The 19,263-nt window shown below is 68.7% G+C and carries 17 protein-coding genes; all 17 read left to right on the forward strand.

The genetic code is table 11. The features are described 5' to 3' along the window. Positions 1 to 669: 669 nt before the first annotated feature. The 17 genes from AC1DQR_RS29365 (at position 670) to AC1DQR_RS29445 (ending at position 19,130) form a co-directional block, all read left to right on the forward strand. Entirely contained in the window at positions 670 to 1,566 is an 897-nt protein-coding gene (locus AC1DQR_RS29365) for a VOC family protein (RefSeq protein WP_416053012.1), read from the forward strand. A 4-nt stretch (positions 1,567 to 1,570) separates the two neighbouring features. Then, positions 1,571 to 2,461, forward strand: coding sequence for a CoA transferase subunit A (locus tag AC1DQR_RS29370; RefSeq protein WP_477134255.1), 891 nt, complete (start codon positions 1,571 to 1,573; stop codon positions 2,459 to 2,461). Positions 2,462 to 2,487: 26 nt separating this feature from the next. Next, entirely contained in the window at positions 2,488 to 3,291 is an 804-nt protein-coding gene (locus AC1DQR_RS29375; protein WP_477134256.1) for a CoA-transferase subunit beta, read from the forward strand. Between the two features lie 8 nt (positions 3,292 to 3,299). After that, the gene (locus AC1DQR_RS29380) at positions 3,300 to 4,190 is read left to right on the forward strand and encodes an enoyl-CoA hydratase (RefSeq protein ID WP_416053010.1); all 891 of its coding nucleotides are present in this window, start codon (positions 3,300 to 3,302) and stop codon (positions 4,188 to 4,190) included. Next, positions 4,187 to 5,296, forward strand: coding sequence for a nitronate monooxygenase (locus tag AC1DQR_RS29385; RefSeq protein WP_416053009.1), 1,110 nt, complete (start codon positions 4,187 to 4,189; stop codon positions 5,294 to 5,296). Before AC1DQR_RS29380 ends, AC1DQR_RS29385 begins: the two co-directional genes overlap by 4 nt. Positions 5,297 to 5,308: 12 nt before the next feature. Beyond that, positions 5,309 to 6,127: an enoyl-CoA hydratase family protein gene (locus tag AC1DQR_RS29390; RefSeq protein ID WP_477134257.1), complete on the forward strand. Its 819-nt coding sequence runs from the start codon at positions 5,309 to 5,311 to the stop codon at positions 6,125 to 6,127. Positions 6,128 to 6,136: 9 nt separating this feature from the next. Then, entirely contained in the window at positions 6,137 to 7,306 is a 1,170-nt protein-coding gene (locus tag AC1DQR_RS29395; RefSeq protein WP_416053007.1) for an acyl-CoA dehydrogenase family protein, read from the forward strand. Between the two features lie 53 nt (positions 7,307 to 7,359). Then, on the forward strand, positions 7,360 to 8,460 hold the full coding sequence (locus AC1DQR_RS29400; protein WP_416053006.1) for an acyl-CoA dehydrogenase family protein: 1,101 nt from the start codon (positions 7,360 to 7,362) through the stop codon (positions 8,458 to 8,460). A 14-nt stretch (positions 8,461 to 8,474) separates the two neighbouring features. After that, positions 8,475 to 9,626 (forward strand): acetyl-CoA C-acetyltransferase, encoded by a 1,152-nt coding sequence (locus AC1DQR_RS29405; RefSeq protein WP_416053005.1) that lies wholly within the window; start codon positions 8,475 to 8,477, stop codon positions 9,624 to 9,626. 50 nt (positions 9,627 to 9,676) lie between these two features. Then, positions 9,677 to 10,552: an SDR family oxidoreductase gene (locus AC1DQR_RS29410; protein WP_416053004.1), complete on the forward strand. Its 876-nt coding sequence runs from the start codon at positions 9,677 to 9,679 to the stop codon at positions 10,550 to 10,552. Positions 10,553 to 10,596: 44 nt separating this feature from the next. Beyond that, the gene (locus AC1DQR_RS29415; protein WP_477134258.1) at positions 10,597 to 11,763 is read left to right on the forward strand and encodes an acyl-CoA dehydrogenase family protein; all 1,167 of its coding nucleotides are present in this window, start codon (positions 10,597 to 10,599) and stop codon (positions 11,761 to 11,763) included. A 35-nt stretch (positions 11,764 to 11,798) separates the two neighbouring features. Then, on the forward strand, positions 11,799 to 13,016 hold the full coding sequence (locus tag AC1DQR_RS29420; RefSeq protein ID WP_477134259.1) for an acyl-CoA dehydrogenase family protein: 1,218 nt from the start codon (positions 11,799 to 11,801) through the stop codon (positions 13,014 to 13,016). A gap of 5 nt (positions 13,017 to 13,021) precedes the next feature. Then, complete coding sequence (locus tag AC1DQR_RS29425) at positions 13,022 to 13,840, forward strand: SDR family oxidoreductase (RefSeq protein WP_416053287.1); 819 nt, start codon at positions 13,022 to 13,024, stop codon at positions 13,838 to 13,840. A gap of 34 nt (positions 13,841 to 13,874) precedes the next feature. Beyond that, positions 13,875 to 14,330 (forward strand): MaoC family dehydratase, encoded by a 456-nt coding sequence (locus AC1DQR_RS29430; RefSeq protein ID WP_416053001.1) that lies wholly within the window; start codon positions 13,875 to 13,877, stop codon positions 14,328 to 14,330. Between the two features lie 19 nt (positions 14,331 to 14,349). Next, a complete protein-coding gene (locus tag AC1DQR_RS29435) occupies positions 14,350 to 15,552 on the forward strand; it encodes an acetyl-CoA C-acyltransferase (protein ID WP_416053000.1) in 1,203 nt (400 codons plus the stop codon). 71 nt (positions 15,553 to 15,623) lie between these two features. Further along, on the forward strand, positions 15,624 to 16,604 hold the full coding sequence (locus tag AC1DQR_RS29440) for a WD40/YVTN/BNR-like repeat-containing protein (RefSeq protein ID WP_477134260.1): 981 nt from the start codon (positions 15,624 to 15,626) through the stop codon (positions 16,602 to 16,604). Positions 16,605 to 16,667: 63 nt separating this feature from the next. Then, positions 16,668 to 19,130 (forward strand): efflux RND transporter permease subunit, encoded by a 2,463-nt coding sequence (locus tag AC1DQR_RS29445; RefSeq protein ID WP_477134261.1) that lies wholly within the window; start codon positions 16,668 to 16,670, stop codon positions 19,128 to 19,130. Positions 19,131 to 19,263: the final 133 nt, after the last annotated feature.

A 19,263-nucleotide genomic window follows, 5' to 3' on the forward strand; every position in this document is an offset into this window, starting at 1 on the left:
GGCGCTGGTTTCGTGGTGAGGCTGCTCGGTAGCGGCATCCCTGCTCATTCATCCATCTGCCGGTACCGGTGCAAAGTGTCACGATATGTCACGCCGTGATGGTTTCGTGGTGGGGTGGGCGCGGTGGAAGAATTCTTCGGCCTATCAATTCGGTGCCACCGCGCCCACGACGGAAACGGGACGCTTGCAACTTCGTGGCCAGTCACTCGGCGGGCGACAGACGGCTTGAAGTTCGTGGTGGCCGCTACCGGGGGGACCACCACGAATCCCTGGGCATCGGCTGGGTCGTGGTGCTCTGAACCGGTTACGGCACGAGTCCATTGGAACCCAGGGCCTGACGACGAAACCACTGGGCTACGTGACCCCAATAAGCCAGCCTCCTGCAAGGATCGCTTTCTCTTGGTTACTTCTCTTTACGAGTAAAGAGAAGTGACATCTCACACGTTCTAAAACGGCCAACCCCGTACAGCCGCGCCAGCAGCTACAAGCGCTAAAACACCGCCCAAAACAAACGCTCCCCGCGTCAGCGGGGCTAGAGACCGCAAACCAATCCCCCCGGCTAGTCCCAACAGACGATGCCCGCATCCCGCTTCCGCTGAACAATGGCTTCACCAACCTGCCGCACCCAACGCGGCAGCAAATGAATTCCAAGAACAGCGAGGAGGCAGCATGATGGACATCCGAGCGCTCGGCTATATCGTGGTCGAGTCCACCGACACCGAACGCTGGCGCCATTACGGCGAGCAAGTGCTCGGCATGGCGTGCACCACCGCGCCCCATGGCGCGCTCTACCTCAAGATGGACGAGCGCGACTACCGCTACCTGATCGTGCCCGGCAAGCAGGACCGCTACCTGGCATCGGGCTGGGAGCTGGCCGGCGAGGCGGCCTTCATCCACGCACTCGCCACGTTGCGTGCGGCCAACGTGGAAGTCACGCATGCCAGCGAGACCGAGCGCATCCAGCGGCGCGCGCAGGCCATGGCCTGGTTCACCGATCCTTCCGGCAACCGGCACGAGATCTTCTGGGGCATGCGTTCGGACTTCCTGCGTTTTGTCTCGCCCATCGGCGTGTCGTGCTTCGTCACCGATCCGCTGGGCGCAGGGCACTCCGTGCTGCCGGCCCCCGCCTTCGACGAAACCTATGCCTTCCTGCGCGATGTGATGGGTTTCGGCCTGTCGGATATCTTCCGCGCGCGCTTCACCACGGATCCGGCGGAGACGGAGAAGCGCATCCACTTCCTGCATTGCGGCAACGGGCGGCACCACAGCCTGGCCATCTTCGAGGCGCCAGCGCCCAGCGGCTGCATCCATGTAATGGCCGAGGTGCAGGACATGACGGAGGTGGGCCGCGCGCTCGACCGCGCGCAGCAGCATGGCGTGGCGCTCTCGGCCACGCTGGGCCAGCACTGCAACGATCGCGTTGTTTCCTTTTACATGAAGACGCCCGGCGGCTTCGACCTCGAGTACGGCTACGGCGGGCTGGTGGTCGACTGGAGCCAGCATGCCGCCTACGAGGCCACCCGGGTCAGCCTGTGGGGCCACGATTTCAGCATCGGATATCGCTAGAACTATGCTCAAGACACTGGACAAGACCATGACCGCGGCCGAAGTGGCCGGCCGCCTTGCCGATGGCATGACCATCGGCATCGGTGGCTGGGGGCCCCGCCGCAAGCCGATGGCGCTGGTGCGGGAGATCCTGCGCTCGCCGCTGAAGGATCTCACCGTAGTGGCCTACGGCGGCCCGGAAGTCGGCATGCTGTGCGCTGCCGGCAAGGTGCGCAAGGTGGTGTTCGGCTTCGTCTCGCTCGACGTGATCCCGCTGGAGCCGCATTTCCGCGCGGCCCGCGAGCGCGGGGAGATCGACGTATGGGAGCTCGACGAGGGCATGTTGCAGCTCGGCTTGCGCGCCGCCGCTGCGCGCCTGCCGTTCCTGCCGACGCGCGCCGGGCTCGGGACCGACGTGCTGGCTTGCAACCCCGAACTCAAGACCGTCCGCTCGCCCTACGCCGATGGCGAAGTGTTGCTGGCGATGCCGGCCATCGCGCTGGACGCCGCGCTGCTGCATGTCAACGAGAGCGATGTGCTGGGCAACACCCGTATCGACGGCCCCGATCCCTTCTTCGACGAATGGTTCGCGCGGGCGGCCGGCCAGTGCTATGTGAGCTGCGAGGTCCTGCACGACCGCCTGGAGGACGAAGACCTCGCGCGGGCACGCAACAACCCCTTCGAGCGCGCGCTTGTCAGCGGCGTGGTGCACACGCCGGGCGGCGCGCATCCCACTTCCTGCGGGCCTGCCTATGGCTTTGACCTGCCGCAGCTGAAGGCCTACTGCGCCAGCGCCGAGCAGGAGGCGGGCTTCGCCACCTACCGCAAGGACGTGATCGGCGACACCGAAGCCGGCTACCTGGACAAGATCGGTGGCATGGGCCACGTGCTGGACCTGCCGTTGCCGGTCCTTTGAACCCGTCACAAGGAGAAGGAGCCATCGTGAGCGCCACTCAACAATTCACCCTCGCCGAACTGATGATCGCCGCCGCGGCCCGCGCCTGGCGCGACGACGGCGAAGTCATGGCCACCGGCATCGGCACCGGCCCGCGCATCGCGGCCGGGCTGGCGCGGTTGCTGCACAACCCCGGCCTGATGCTGACCGACGGCGAAGCCTACCTGGTGGAAGAGCCGGTGCCGCTGGGTCGCCGCGCGCCGGGCTTCAAGGTGCGCGCCAGCGGCTGGATGGGCTATGCGCGCGTATTCGACTGCCTGTGGGGCGGGCGCCGGCATGCGCTGGTGATGCCCACCCAGATCGACCGCTTCGGCCAGGCCAATATCTCCATGCTTGGCGGCACCCACGCGCAGCCAAAGAAGCAGTTGCTCGGCGCACGCGGCTTTCCCGGCAACAGCATCCATCATGCCAACTCCTTCTTTGTGCCGGCGCACAGCCCGCGCGCCTTTGTCGCCGGCGAGGTCGATATGGTGTGCAGCGTGGGCTATAACCCGGCGCGCCAGATCGAAGGCATGCGCCGCTTTGTCGACCTGCGGGTGATCGTGACCGACCTGTGCGTGATGGACTTCACCGGTCCCGATCACGCGATCCGCGTGCACTCGCTGCATCCCGGCGTGAGCCTGGACCAGGTGCGGGCGGCCACAGGCTTCGCACTGGCCAACGCTTCCGGCGAAATCCTGCCGCAGACCGCGGCGCCCACCGCGGAGGAGCTGGCCGTCATCGTCAGGCTCGATCCGCACAACCTGCGCGCCACCATCGTGCGCGAGAACCCCGCCGTTCGCACCGCGTGAGGAACACCATGTCATCGCAAGCCACCGAATCTCTCGGGCTGGGCCCCAACGCCGAGGTGCTCTTTGAGGCGGCCGACGGCGTGGCCACCGTCACCATGAACCGGCCGCAATACCACAACGCGCAGAACTCCAAGATGACCTACGCGCTGGACGAGGCGTTCCGGCGCGCGGCTGCCGACGATGCGGTCAAGGTCGTGATCCTGCGCGGCGCCGGCAAGCACTTCTCGGCCGGGCACGATATCGGCACGCCGGGCCGCGACATCGGCGAGTCGTTCGCCCGCGTCTCGCTTTGGCCAGACCATGTGGGCAAGCCGGGCGGCGAGATGCTTTATACCCGCGAGCAGGAGGTCTATCTCGGCATGTGCCGGCGCTGGCGCGACCTGCCCAAGCCGACCATCGCCATGGTGCACGGCGCCTGCATTGCCGGCGGCCTGATGCTGGCCTGGGTGTGCGACCTGATCGTGGCGTCTGACGATGCCTTCTTCGCCGATCCGGTGGTGCGCATGGGCATTCCGGGCGTGGAGTATTTCGCGCACGCCTACGAGCTCAATCCGCGCATCGCCAAGGAATTCCTCTTCATGGGCGAGCGCATGGATGCCCGGCGCGCTTACCAGATGGGCATGGTCAACCGCGTGGTGTCGCGCGAGGCGCTGGATGCCGCCGTGCAGGGCATGGCGGCCAAGATCGCGCAGATGCCGCGGCTGGGCTTGAGCCTCACCAAGCAGGCGATCAATCACGTCGAAGAACTGCAGGGCAAGCGCGCGGCCATGGATGCCGCCTTTGCCTGGCACCACTTCGCCCACGCCCACAACGAACTGGTCAGCGGCGACAAGCTGGGCGGCTTCGACGCACGCGCCATGGCGGCATCGCAACGCACCGGCGAGGAGAAAGCAGCATGAGCGGCGCGCCCCTGCATACCGTGCTGTGCGACTTGCTGGGTTGCCGCTACCCGATCGTGCAGACCGCGATGGGCTGGGTGGCCGATGCCCGCCTGGTGGCCGCCACCAGCAATGCCGGGGCCTTCGGCTTCCTGGCCGGCGCCACCATCGAGCCGGGCGAAGTCGAGCAGGAGATCCTGCGGGTGAAGGCGCTCACGGGCCAGCCCTTCGGCATCAACTTCCACATGTTCCAGCCCAACGCTGATGAGGTAGTCGAGATGGCCATCCGCCACCGGCTGCGCGCGGTCAGCTACGGGCGCGGGCCGGACGCGGCGATGATCGGCCGGCTCAAGGCCTCGGGCGTGGTGTGCATGCCTACCGTGGGCGCGGCCAAGCACGCCGCCAAGGCCGTGGAGCTGGGCGCCGACGTGGTGACCGTGCAGGGCGGGGAGGGCGGCGGGCATACGGGTGGCACGCCCACCACGCTGCTGCTGCCGCAAGTGTTGGACAAGGTGGTGGTGCCGGTGGTGGCTGCGGGCGGCTTCTTCGACGGCCGCGGGCTGGCGGCGGCGCTGGCCTACGGCGCGGCGGGCATCGCCATGGGCACGCGCTTTCTGATGTCCGGCGAGTCGCCGGTGCCGGCGCAGACGCTGGCGCGTTACCTGGCAGTCCGGGACGCGGCGCAGATCCGTGTCTCGCTCGCCATCGACGGCCTGCCGCAGCGCATGATCGACAACCGCCTGCTGCTGGCGCTGGAGCAGGCTGGACCGCTGCGCCGCACGCTGATGGCGCTGGCTACCGCCCGCCAGTGGCGCCAGCGCAGCGGCATGGGGCTCGCCCAGATGCTGGCAGTGGGTTGGCGCGCGCTGCGCCAGCACGACTACACCGCGGCGCAGACGCTGATGGCGGCCAACGCGCCCGTGCTGATCCAGCGCGCCATGGTCGAAGGCCATCCCGACGAAGGCGTGCTGCCGAGCGGACAGGCCGCAGCGGCCATCGGCGCCATTGAATCCTGCGAACAGATCGTTGCCGGCATCGCTGCGCAGGCCCAGGCGCGCCTGGCCGCCCTGGCCGAACCAGCCAGCGCCAGGCCGGAACGCAGCAATCCCATCCAAGCCATCCATTGAAGGCAGACGTTCATGACAACGACGAGATCAAGCGAGCCCGTAGCACAGGACGGGACCCAGCCCTTCCACATCGAGGTGCGGGACGGCGTAGCGGAACTGACGATCGCCCATCCCCCGGTCAACGCGCTGGATTGTGCAGGCTGGCATGCGCTGGCGGCAGCGATCGAGCGGCTCGGCGGGGATGAAGCCGTGCGCGTGATCGTGCTGCGCGGCGAGGGGCGCGGCTTCTGCGCCGGGGTCGACATCAAGGAGCTGGCGGCGCACCCGCAGCGCATCGTGGAGGTCAACGCTGGCAACTACGCTACCTTCCGCGCGGTCCACCGCAATCCAAAGCCTGTTATCGCGGCGGTGCACGGTTTCGTGCTCGGCGGCGGCATCGGTATCTGCGGGGCGGCCGACATCCTGATCGCCGCCGAGTGCGCGCGCTTCGGCGTACCGGAGATCGACCGTGGCGCCATGGGTGGCGGTGCCCACCTGCAGCGCATGTTTGGCGTGCAGAAAGTGCGGGCGATGTACTTCACCGGCGACATGATCGACGCCGCCGAAGCCTACCGCCTGGGCGCGGTGGAGCGGGTGGTGCCGCGCACGGCACTGCGCGATACCGCACTGGAGATGGCGTGGCGGATCGCCCGGAAGAGCCCGGCCATGGTGCGCCTGGCCAAGGAGGCGCTCAACGGCGTGGAGGACGGCAACCTCGAGGACAAGTACCGCTGGGAGCAGGGCTTCACGCTGCAAGCCTATATGAGCGCGGATTCCGACGAGGCGCGCGCCGCCTTCGTGGAAGGGCGCGAGGCGCGCTTCGCGGCGCAGGCTTCCACCGTCAACGCCTGAGGTTGCCAGATGCATCTCGAATACACCGAACGCCAGCAGGCCTTCCGGGCCGAGATCCGTGCGTGGCTGGCCGAACGCGTGCCGCGCGCGCCGCTGGCCAGCTTCGACACTGCCGAAGGCTTCGCGCAGCATCGCGACTGGGAGCGCACCCTGTACGAGGGGCGTTGGAGCATGGTCACCTGGCCCAAGGAACTGGGCGGACGCGGCTGCGACCTGATCGAATGGCTGATCTTCGAGGAGGAGTACTGGCGGGCCGGTGCGCCGATGCGCGTCAACCAGAACGGCATCTTCCTGCTCGGGCCGACCTTGATGGAGTTCGGCACGCCGGAGCAGAAGGCGCGCTTCCTGCCACGCATGGCCGCCGGCGAGCACGTGTGGGCGCAGGGCTGGTCGGAGCCGAACGCGGGCTCCGACATGGCCGCGATCCGCTGCACCGCCATCCGGCAGGGTGATGAGTACGTGCTCAACGGGCAGAAGATCTGGTCGACCCGCGCGGTCTGGGCCGACTGGCTGTTCGGCCTGTTCCGCACCGATCCCGGTTCGTCGCGCCACCACGGCTTGACTTTCCTGCTGATGCCCCTGGATACGCCAGGCATCACGGTGCGACCCATCCGCCAGCTCAACGGCCTGACCGGCTTTGCCGAGATCTTTTTCGACGATGTGCGGGTGCCGGCGGAGAACCGCCTGGCGGCGGAGGGTGCCGGCTGGCAAGTGGCGATGGCCACCGCCGGTTTCGAGCGCGGGCTGATGCTGCGCTCGCCGGCGCGCTTCCAGGAGACCGCGCGGGCGCTGGTGCAACTTTATCTCGCGCATCGGGAACAGGCCGACCGCGATCCCTCGCTGCGCGAAGCGGTCACGCGCGCGTGGATGGATGCCGAGGCCTATGCGCTATCCACCTACGCCACCGCCAGCAGGCTGGTCAAGGGCGGGCATATCGGCGCGGAGTCCAGCACCAACAAGGTGTTCTGGTCCGAGCTGGATATCCGCATGCACGAAACCGCGCTGGCGATCCTTGGCCAGCGGGGCGAACTGGTGCCCGCGCAAGACGCGGCGCAAGGCACGCTCGGTGCGTGGCTGGACGGCTTCCTGTTCGCGCAGGCCGGGCCGATCTACGCGGGCACCAATGAGATCCAGCGCAACATCGTCGCCGAACGCATGCTGGGGATGCCGCGCGCCTGAGCGCGCGGCGGCAGACATTCCGGCATCGTCCCCCGACCTAACCGTGAACCACGATGGAATTCGCATTTAACGAAGAGCAGCAACAGTTCGTCGATTCGATCAGGCGCTTCCTGATGATCGAAATGACGCCGGAACTGGCGCGGGAACAATGGAGCAGCGCAAGCGGCCGCTCCGACGCGCTTTGGCAGCGGCTGGCCGGGCAGGGCCTGACGGCGGTGCTGGTGCCGGAGGCTTGCGGCGGCCTGGGCCTGTCCGAAACCGAATGGGCGCCGCTGGCGCAGGAGTGTGGCTACTTCGCCCTGGCCGAGCCGCTGCTGGACACCGCGCTGGTGGCGGCCGGCATGCTGTCGGACTGCCACGCCGCCACGCAGGACACAAGCACCCGCGAACGCTGCGAAAGCTGGCTGGGCCGCATCGCGGACGGCAGCGTGCGCGTGGCGGTGGCGCATCCGGGACAAGCCATGGTGGCCGACGCCCATGTCGCCGACGCCATCCTCTGCGAGCACGGCGGCGCGCTGCACCTGGTGCCGCCGGCGCAGGCCACGCTCGCCGCGCACGCGAGCCTCGATCCCTCACGCCGGCTCTTCGCGCTCAGTTGGGCGCCGGACGACGGCAGCCTGCTGCTGCCCGCGACGGCCGCGAAGCCCGTGTGGGAAGCCGCGTTCAACCGCGGGGCGCTCGGCGTCGCCGCGCAGATGCTCGGGCTGACGCAGCGCATGCTGGATATCGCTATCGACTACAGCATCCAGCGCAAGCAGTTCGGCAAGGCCATCGGCGCCAACCAGGCGCTCAAGCACCTGCTGGCGGATGTCGCCATCCAGCACGAATTCGCCAAGCCGGTGGTGTACCGCGCGGCCTGCACGCTGGCGCAAGGCCATGGCACCGCCGGGCTGCATGTGTCGCACGCGCTGCTGGCCGCCACGCGCGCCGCGCTGCTCGCGGCGCGCAACACCATGCAGGTGCACGGCGCCATGGGCTACACCTGGGAGCTGGACCTGCAGATCTTCATGAAGCGCGCCTGGGCCCTGGCCGATAGCTGGGGTGACCGGGCCTTCCACAAGGCGCGCGTGGACGCGCACATCCTCGGGGCGGCCGTGCCGATCGGCGCCGGCGCCACCTTTGCCACCACAGCCAACTTGGCATCAACACTTTGACAGGCGGAATGACCATGAGAGACGCATATATCGTCGACGCGCTGCGCACCCCAACCGGACGCCGCAAGGGTGGCCTGGCGCACATGCACGGGGCCGACCTTGGCGGCTTCGTGCTGGCCGAACTGGTGGGCCGCAACGCCATCCCGGCCGCGGAGTATGACGACGTGGTGTTCGGCTGCGTCGACACCATCGGGCCGCTGGCCGGCAATATCGCCCGCAGCGCCTGGCTGGCCGCGGGGCTGCCGCTCGCCGTGCCCGGCGTGACCGTGGATCGCCAGTGCGGTTCGTCGCAGCAGGCCGTGCACTTCGCCGCGCAAGCGGTGATGAGCGGCAATCAGGACGTGGTCGTCGCCGGCGGCGTGCAGACCATGACGCAGATCCCGATCTCGTCGGCCATGCTGGCCGGGCAGGCGCTTGGCTTCTCCGATCCGTTCTCCGGCAGCAAGGGCTGGCAGGCGCGCTTCGGCGACCAGCCGGTGTCGCAGTTCGACGCCGCGCAGCGCATCGCCGGGCACTGGAATCTGTCGCGCGAGGCGATGGAAGCCTATGCGCTGCAAAGCCACCAGCGCGCTGCCATGGCCATCGAGAGCGGCCGCTTCCAGCGCGAGATCGTGCCTTGCGAAGGCGTGGTCCACGACGAGACGCCGCGGCCCGATACCACGCTCGCCAAGATGGCATCGCTCGAACCGCTGATGCCCGGCAGTGCACTGACCGCCGCCGTTTCCAGCCAGACCGCGGACGCGGCGGCGGCATTGCTGGTGGTCTCCGAAGATGCGCTCAAGCGCTACGGGCTCACGCCGCGCGCGCGCATCGCCCATATGAGCGTGATGGGCGACGACCCGCTGTGGATGCTGACCGCGCCCATTCCCGCCACGAAACGCGCCCTTGCGCGCAGCGGCCTGCGCTGGGAAGACATCGACGTGGTGGAGATCAACGAGGCGTTCGCTTCGGTGGCGATGGCCTGGCTGGCCGAGACGGGCTACCCGGCCGAGCGCACCAACCCGAACGGCGGCGCCATCGCGCTGGGGCATCCGCTGGGCGCCACCGGCGCGCGGCTGATGACCACGCTGCTGCACGAACTGGAGCGCACGGGCGGCCGCTATGGCCTGCAGACCATGTGCGAGGGCGGCGGCCTGGCCAACGTCACCATCATCGAGCGCCTGTGAGCAGGGTTCCCGGGGCATTGGCGCAAGCAACGGATAAGGGGAGTAGCGACATGGGAATCTGCGACGGACGGACCGTCATCATCACCGGCGCCGGCGGCGGCCTGGGGCGCGCCTACGCGCTGGCCTTCGCCGCCGAAGGCGCCAGCGTAGTGGTCAACGATATTCGCCGCGAGGCGGCCGAGGCGGTATGCGCGCAGATCCGCGCGCAGGGCGGGCAGGCACTTGCCAGCGACGACGACATCACGCAACTGGCCTCGGCCCAGCGCATCGTCGATGCCGCGCTGGCGGCCTTCGGCGAGGTGCACGTGCTGGTCAACAACGCCGGCATCTGCCGCGACCGCATGTTCGTCAGCCTGAGCGAGGCAGACTGGGACGATGTGATGCGCGTGCACCTGCGCGGCCACTTCTGCCTGGCCAACCTGCTGGCCCGGCGCTGGCGCGACGCGGCCAAGGCCGGGCGGCCGGTCGATGCGCGCATCGTCAACACCAGCTCCGGCGCGGGGCTGCAAGGCTCGGTGGGCCAGTCCAACTACGCCGCCGCCAAGGCCGGCATTGCCGCGCTGACGCTGGTGCAGGCCGCGGAACTGGAGCGCTATGGCATCACCGCCAATGCGCTCGCGCCGGCGGCCCGCACCGGCATGACCGAAGGCGTATTCGCGGAGATGATGAAAGCACCGGCCGAAGGCTTCGACTACTACGACCCGGCCAATATCGCGCCGCTGGTGGTCTGGCTTGGCAGCCCGGCCTCGCGCCATGTCACCGGCCGCGTGTTCGAGGCGGCGGGCGGCATGGTGGCGGTGGCGGACGGCTGGCGCACCGGCGTGAGCACCGACAAGGGCGCGCGCTGGCAAGCGGCCGAGCTGGGGGGCGCGATCGACGCGCTGCTCGCCCGCGCCGAGCCCGCGCAACGCGTCTACGGTACCTGAGGCGAGGACGGACGATGCGCTTCACGCTCTCCCTGGAACAACAAATGATCCGCGACTCCGCGCGCGATTTCCTGGCCGTGCGCAGCGATTCGGCGGCGGTCCGGCGGGTGGTGGATGCGGTTGCGGACGCGGCGCGGGACGGCCATGACACCGCCCTGTGGCGGGAAATGGCCGGCGAGCTGGGCTGGTGTGGCATCGCCTTGCCGGAGGCGGCCGGCGGCGCCGGGCTGGGCACTGTCGAACTGGCGCTGCTGATGGAGCAGATGGGCCAGCGGCTGGCCTGCGTGCCGTACTGGTCGGCCATCTGCCTGGCGGCCCCGGCGCTGGCGGGGAGCCTCTCGCCCGAGGCCGCCGCGCCGTGGCTGGCGCGGCTGGCGCAGGGCGAGGCGCGGGCCGCGCTCGCCTTGCCTGCCTGGATGGCGCCCGGCGCGGACGGCTTGCTCGATGCCGATGCGCTGACCGTCACTGCCGCCGCGGCCGGGGATGGCTTCGTGCTGGACGGGCAGCTTGCGCAGGTGTTCGATGCAGCAGGCGCGGACTGGCTGCTGGTGCCCGCGCGCCTGTCCGGCGACGCGGCAGGGCAGCCGGCGCTGTTCCTGCTGCAAACCGCAGCGCTGGCAGGCCAGACAGGCTTCGGGCTGCGCCGGCTGGACGTGCTGGACCGTACCCGCCCGCTGGCCGATCTCGTCTTCGACGGGCTGCACGTGGAGGCTAAGGCTTGCCTGGCGCAAGGCGCCGGGGTGGCGGCGGGCGTAGGCGCCGCGGTGTGGCACGGCAGCCTGATGCTCGCCGCCGAGCAGCTTGGCGGCGCCCAGCAATGCCTCGACCTCACCGTGGCCTATGCCGCCGAGCGCATCCAGTTTGGCCGGCCGATCGCCGCCTTCCAGGCCGTCAAGCACCGCTGCGCGCAGATGATGGTGGCGGTGGAAGCCGCGCGCTCCGCGGTGCACGGCGCCGCGCGCGCCTGGCAGGCGGGCGCGGCAGGTGGCGCGATGGATGCAGCCAGGCTCGATGTCGCCGCGGCGCGCCTTGCCGCCGGCGATGCCTTTGGCTTCTGCGCCCAGGAGGCCATCCAGTTGCATGGCGGCGTGGGCTTTACCTGGGAGTACGACCCGCAGCTCTATTTCAAGCGCGCGCAGGCCGCCGGCGGCTGGCTGGGGGGCGCTGCCGCCGCGCTCGCCCGGATCGCCGACGGCCTGTTGGGCGCATGAGCCATATCAGCAGCGCAAGGATAAGCATGGATTCGATGGAAAACCAAAATGCCTCCGCCGGGGAAGCGCAACTGCGCGCGGAGGTGGCGGACTGGATGTTCGCCAACTTGAGCGGCGAATTCGACTGCCTGAAGCATCGCGGCGGCCCCGGCGACGAAGAGGCGCATCCTGGGCTGCGCAAGGCCTGGGAGCGCCGCCTGGCTGAAGGTGGCTGGACCTGCGTGGGCTGGCCGCAGGCGCACGGCGGGCGCGGCTTGCCGGTGATGTCGCAGGTGATCTTCCAGGAGGAGTACGCGCGTGCCGGCGGCCCCGGCCGCATGGGCCATATCGGCGAAGGGCTGATCGGTCCCACGCTGATCGCCTTCGGCAGCGAAGCGCAGCAGGCCCGCTTCCTGCCGGGCATCCGCAACGGCACGGAGTTCTGGTGCCAGGGCTACTCGGAGCCGGGCGCCGGCTCGGATCTCGCCAATGTGCGCACCCGCGCCGAGCGCGATCCTGCCACCGGGGACTGGCGCGTGAGCGGGCAGAAGGTGTGGACTTCGCTGGCGCATGAGTCGGACTGGATCTTTGTGCTGGCGCGTTGCGATCCGGCGTCGCGCGGCAACAAGGGCCTGGTCTTCCTGCTGATGCCGCTGGCGCAGCCGGGCGTGGAGATCCGCCCGATCCGCCAGATKGGTGGCGGTGTGGAGTTCAACGAGGTGTTCTTCGATGGCGCGCGCGCCGCCGCCGGCGATGTGCTGGGCGCGCCGGGCGACGGCTGGCGCATCGCCATGGCGCTGCTGGGCTTTGAGCGCGGCATCTCCACCCTGGGCCAGCAGATGCAGTTCACCCACGAGCTTGGCTGGATCGCCGAGGCCGCGCGCGCCAACGGCGCCTGGCAGGACGCGGCGCTGCGCCAGCGCATGGCGCGCGCCTGGGCCGGCCTGCGGGTGATGCGCTACAACGCGCTGCGCATGCTGGAAGGCGCGGAGCAGGGCGGTGCCGGCGATGCCAGCGCGGCGCTGCAGCGCGAAACCCTGATCTACAAGTACTACTGGTCGAACTGGCACCGTGACCTGGGCCAGCTCGCGCTCGACGTGCTTGGCCCCAACGCCAACCGGATCGACGAAGCGGACGTGCGCCGCACGCGCCTGCAGCAGATGGCGCTGTTCTCGCGCGCCGACACCATCTACGCCGGTACCAACGAAATCCAGCTCAACATCATCGCCGAGCGCGGGCTGGGCATGCCCCGCGAGGCCAGAGGACAGTCATGACTGAAATGGCAGACAAGCAACCGGCCATGGCCGGCACCCCGATCTCCCCGCCAGCCTATGTGGCCGGCCACCAGTTGCTGGCCGGCAAGAGCGTGCTGATCACCGCCGCCGCCGGCGCGGGCATCGGCTTCGCTGCGGCACGGCGCTGCGCGGAGGAGGGCTGCCGCGCGCTGATGATCTCCGACATCCACGAGAAGCGGCTCGACGAGGCGGTGGCAACCCTGCGCGCCGAGACCGGCCTGCAGGCGATCCATGGCCAGCTTTGCGACGTCTCCGACCAGGCCCACGTGCGGTCCCTGGTGGCGGCGGCCGAGGAGGCCCTGGGCGGCACCGATGTGCTGATCAACAACGCCGGGCTGGGCGGCTCGCGCCGCATAGTCGAGATGGACGATGCCGAATGGTCTCGGGTGCTCGACATTACGCTTACCGGCACCTTCCGCATGACGCGGGCCGTGCTGCCGCATATGCAGGCGCGCCGGCGCGGCGTGATCGTCAACAACGCTTCGGTGCTGGGCTGGCGGGCGCAGAAGGAGCAGGCCCATTACGCCGCCGCCAAGGCCGGCGTGATGGCGCTGACCCGCTGCAGCGCGGTGGAGGCCGCGGAGTTTGGCGTGCGCATCAATGCGGTGGCGCCGAGTATCGCCTTGCACGATTTCCTGCGGAAGTCGGCGCCGGCGGAACTGCTGCGGGACCTGGCCTCGCGCGAGGCGTTCGGGCGGGCGGCCGAGGTGTGGGAGGTGGCGAATGTGATGGTGTTTTTGGCTAGCGACTATGCGTCGTATATGACGGGCGAAGTGTTGCCTGTCAGCAGTCAGCGGGCTTAGCGGTTGCAGGGCAAGAAGCGAAGGAAGGAGAGCCATGACACGAATATTCAATTCCGCCGAGGCGCTGTTGCGCGCCGTGGGCGAGCAACTGGGCCACAGCGCCTGGACCGTCATCACGCAGGAGCGCATCGACGGCTTCGCCGAGGCCACGGGCGACCACCAATGGCTGCACGTGGATCCCGAGCGCGCCGCGCAGGGCCCCTTCGGCGCTTGCATTGCGCACGGCTATCTCACCCTGTCGCTGGTCAACCAGTTCCTGCCGGAGATCCTGGCGGTGGAAAACCTGCGCTGGGGCGTCAACTACGGCTGCGACAAGGTGCGCTTCCCGGCGCCGGTGCGGGTCGGCAAGCGGCTGCGCGGCGTGGCCGAACTCGTGCGCGCAGAGCCGCTGCCCGGCGGCGTGCAATCGGTGGTGCGCGTGAGCGTGGAAATCGAGGGCGAGGATAAGCCCGCTTGCGTGGCCGACACCATCAGCCGCTATTACTTTTGATCCTTCCAAGGAAAGCAGCATGAGAGAAGCAGTCATTGTCGCCGTGGCGCGTACGCCCATCGGCAAGGCATTCCGCGGCGCCTTCAACGATACCGAGGCGCCGGCGTTGGGTGGGCACGTGGTGCGCGCCGTGGTGGAGCGGGCGGGCATCGACCCGGCCGAGGTCGACGATGTACTGATCGGCGCCGCCGCGCAGCAGGGCACGCAGGGCTACAACCTGGGCCGGCTGTGCGCGGTGGCGGCGGGCCTGCCCGATAGCGTGCCGGGCATGACCATGGACCGCATGTGTTCGTCGGGGCTGATGACCATCGCCACGGCCGCGAAGAGCATCATCTGCGGCGAGGCCGACATCGTGGTGGCCGGCGGCGCCGAGTCGATCTCGCTGACGCAGAACAAGCACAAGAACGCCTATCGCGCGCAATCCGAGGCGGTGCTGGCCCGGCAGCCGGACGCCTATATGGCAATGATCGAGACCGCTGAAGTGGTGGCGCAACGCTATGGCATTGCCCGGGCCGCGCAGGACGAGTACGCGCTGCGCAGCCAGCAGCGCACCGCCGAGGCGCAGCGCCAGGGCTTGTTCGACGACGAGATCGTGCCGCTGGAGACGCGCCGCGCGCTGTTCGACAAGGCGGGCGCGCTCACCGGGCACGAGACCGTGCGCCTCGCGCTGGACGAATGCAACCGGCCCGATACCAGCGCCGACAGCCTGGCCGCGCTCAAGCCGGTATGGAGTGGCGGGCACGCGGTGCCGCAAGGGCTCCACATCACCGCCGGCAATGCCTCCCAACTGTCGGACGGCGCCGCCGCCGTGTTGCTGATGAGCCGCGAGCAGGCCGAGCGCCGCGGCTTGCGCCCGCTGGGCCGTTATCGCGGCATGGCCGTGGCCGGCTGCGCGGCGGACGAGATGGGCATCGGCCCGGTGTTCGCCGTGCCCAAGCTGCTGGCGCGTCACGGCCTGACGGTCAAGGACGTTGGGCTTTGGGAGCTCAATGAAGCCTTTGCCTGCCAGGTGCTGTACTGCCGGGACACGCTCGGCATTCCCGACGCGCGGCTGAACGTCAATGGCGGCGCCATCGCGATCGGGCATCCGTTCGGCATGTCGGGCGCGCGCATGACCGCGCACGCCTTGCTCGAAGCGCGCCGGCGCGGGGCTGCGCACGCGGTGGTGACAATGTGCGTCGGCGGCGGCATGGGCGCTGCCGCGCTGTTCGACGTGCTGTAGCGGCCATTGCCGGTGGCAGTGCGAACGGCCAGCACAAGGCCGGCCATGCCCCCGGCACGGAGGAGACGACAATGAAACAAGTGATTGGCATCGCCATGTCGCTGACGGTATTGGCTGCCGCGGCATGGTCCTTCTCGCCGCGGCCCCTGCCTGCCTTCGCCGCCACCGCGCTGCGGGCGGATCGGCTGCAGTTCAATGGCATCGCCCGGTCCGGCGACCGCCTGGTGGCGGTCGGCGAGCGCGGCACGATCTTGCTCAGCGATGACGAAGGTGCGCACTGGCGGCTCGCCAGCGTGACGCCGGAGCACGGCGCCGCGCTCACGCAGCTTGCCTTTGCCGGCGGCAAGGACGACAAGGTCGGCGTGGCGGTCGGCCACAGCGGCTGGATCTTGCGCACCACCGACGGCGGTGAGCATTGGCAGCAGGTGGCCTTCGATGCGGCACAGTCGGACCCCCTGCTGGGGGTCTGGGGCCAGGCGACTAGCCCGTGGTTCGCCATCGGCAGCTTCGGGCGCTTCCTGGTGTCGCACGACCAGGGCAGGCACTGGCAGTCCGCAGCCACGCCGCTGATGCAGGACAAGCACCTGAACGGCATTGCCGGTGATCATCAGGCCCGCCTGATGCTGGTAGGCGAGAGCGGCCTGGTGCTGCGCTCCGCCGATGGCGGCGGCACCTGGGAAGCGGTCAAGATGCCCTACGCGGGCTCGCTCTACGGCGTGCTGCCGCTGCGTGATGGCGCCTGGCTGGTCTATGGCATGCGCGGCAACGTGCTGCGCAGCGCCGACTTCGGCGCGAGCTGGGAGGCCGCCGAGGTGGGGCTCAAGACCTCGTTCTTCGGTGGCGTGCAACTGGCCGACGGCCGCATCGCGGTCGCCGGCCAGGGCGGCATGCTGGCCGTCTCGGCGGACGGCGGGCGCCATTTCAAGCCGGTGGCGGGCGGCAGCGCACAGACGCTGGCTGCGCTCATTCCTGCCGCCGGGGGGAATGCCCTGACGCTGGCCGGCAACGCGGGGATTGCCCGCTTCACGCTGACCCCGGATGCCGCGCCCTGATCCTCTCCCCGCCGCAGCAGCAGCGCTTAGCACCTCATCGCATTGCATAGAAGCGAGAACGCCATGACCCGCCCCGAAATCCCCGGCCCCCGGGCCCCCACCACCCGCCTGAGCCGCTTCGTCGCGCATTGCGCGGACCTGTTGATCCGGCGCCGCCGCCTGTTGCTGGTGCTGTGCCTGGCGATGACCATGGCGATGGGCTTGTCCGCCACGCGCCTGCGGCTCGATCCGGGATTCAACAAGATGATCCCGCTGCAGCATCCCTATATGCAGGTGTTCACCAAGTATGCCGGCACGTTCTCCGGGGCCAATACCGTGCTGATCAGCTTGCGCTGGAAGGGCGAAGGCGACATCTACAACCCGGCTTTCATGGACAAGCTGCGTCGTGCCACCGACGATGTGTTCTTTATCCCAGGCGTGCGCCGTTCACATGTGTTCTCGCTGTTTACGCCGAACGTGCGCTACACCGAGGTGACCGAGGTGGGATTCCGGGGGGATGTGGTGGTACCGGGCCGATACTCCGGGACCCCGGAGCAGCTCGACCAGGTACGCCGCAACGCGGCGCGCTCAGGCCAGATTGGCCGGCTGGTAAGCAATGACCTGAAGTCCGCGCTGATCCGCGCCGATCTGAGCGATGTGGATCCCGCTACGGGCAAGGCCCTCGACTACGGCAAAGTGGCACGCCAGTTGGAGCAAATCCGCACCGGCCTGGGCGGCACGGATGTGGAAGTGAGCATTATCGGCTTCGCCAAGCTTGTCGGCGATGTGGAAGACGGCATTGCCGGGGTCATGGTGTTCTTCGCGCTGGCCTTTGCTGTGACGGCGCTGATGCTGTTCTTCTACACGCGTTCGCTGCGCATTACCCTGCTGGCGCTGGTGGTTGCGCTGCTGCCGGTGGGCTGGCTGCTCGGCTTGCTGCCGCTGCTGGGCTACGGCATCGACCCCATGTCCATTCTGGTGCCGTTCCTGATCTTCTCCATCGGCGTCTCGCATGCGGTGCAGATGACCAATGCCTGGAAACAGGAAGTGGTGCTGGGCAATGACCCGGTCGAGTCCGCGCGCGCGGCCTTCTGCAAGCTGTTTCTCCCCGGCACCGTGGCCTTGCTGACCAACGCGCTGGGTTTCATGGTCATCATGCGCATCGAGATCGAGATCGTGCGTGAGCTGGGCATTACCGCATGCCTCGGCGTATTGCTGATGATCGTCACCAACAAGGTGTTCCTGCCGCTGCTGCTGTCGTACACGCGCCTGGAGCCCCGCGTGGTGGCGGCTGCCAGGGCGCGTGCCGGGCGGCATGGCACCTTCTGGAACCGGTTCGGCCACTTTGCCCGCCCGGGGCCGGCGCTGGTGGTGTTCGGCGTGTCGCTGGCGCTGTTGGCGTTCGGTGCGGTGCAGTCACGGGGATTAAGGGTCGGCGATATCGGTAACGGTGCCCCGGAACTGCGCGCGGACTCGCGCTATAACCGCGATAACGCGCAGATCGTCGGCCAGTACAACATCGGCGTGGACGTGCTCACGGTGGTGGTGGAACCCAAAGGCTTTGACGACGCTTGCCTGCACTATCCGGTGATGAGCGCGGTGGAGCGCTTCGAGATGAACCTGCGCGGTGTGGCGGGCGTGCAATCGGTGGTGAGCGTGCCGTCGCTTGCCAAAGTGATGATCGGCGCCTTCAACGAAGGCAATCCACGCTGGGAGGCGCTGCCGCGCAATAGCGATGGCCTGACCCAGGGCGCCAAAGCCTTCGATCCTGAGAACGGCATGAACACCGCGAACTGCCAGGCCATCCAGGTGCTGATCTACACCGCCAATCACGAAGGCGCCACCATTGCCCATATCGTTAAGGAGATTCAGCACCTAATTGCCGCAGACAAGACGCCGAACGTGGCGTTCCGCCTCGCCGGCGGCAATATCGGCGTGATGGCTGCCACCAACGAAGCGGTGGACGAAGCCGAGGTGACCATGCTGCTGGCCATCTTTGGCGCCATCACGCTGCTGTGCCTGCTGACCTTCCGTTCCTGGCGGGCCGTGCTGTGCATCATCGTGCCGCTGACGCTGGTGTCCGTCCTTTGCAGTGCGCTGATGGCATCGTTGGGGATCGGCCTGAAGGTATCGACGCTGCCGGTGATCACGCTGGGCGTAGGGGTTGGCGTGGACTATGGCATCTATCTCTATGAGCGTATGCAGCATCAGTTGCGCCATGAGGGGCAGAGCCTGCCGCAGGCGTTTGCCGAGGCCATGCGCCAGCGTGGCAACGCCGCCTTGTTCACCGCCATGACGATGTGCATCGGGGTGGGTACATGGGCCTTCGCGGCGCTCAAGTTCCAGGCGGACATGGGCATCCTGCTGGCCTTCATGTTCATGGTCAACCTGTTCGGCGCAGTCTTCCTGTTGCCGGCGCTGGCGAGCTGGCTGGGCGTGGAAGAGGAGGAACGCCGGCCGGCCGGCAGCAAAGCACGCGGCGCGGACGCTCGCGTGGGCAAGATGGTCGGTGGCGAAGGGCGCCCGCTCAAGTCGGACGCGGCCTGAACCGCCGCGTCGGCCAGATCCAACATCCCTTGGGGAATTTGCAGAAAATCGAACGCGCCGGACGCTTACAATGCATAGCGCATACCTCGCGATTCGACATGGCGTCCCGCTGATGGCCGTGCAAGGCCGCGGG

The organism is Cupriavidus sp. 05L411 (assembly GCF_056398045.1).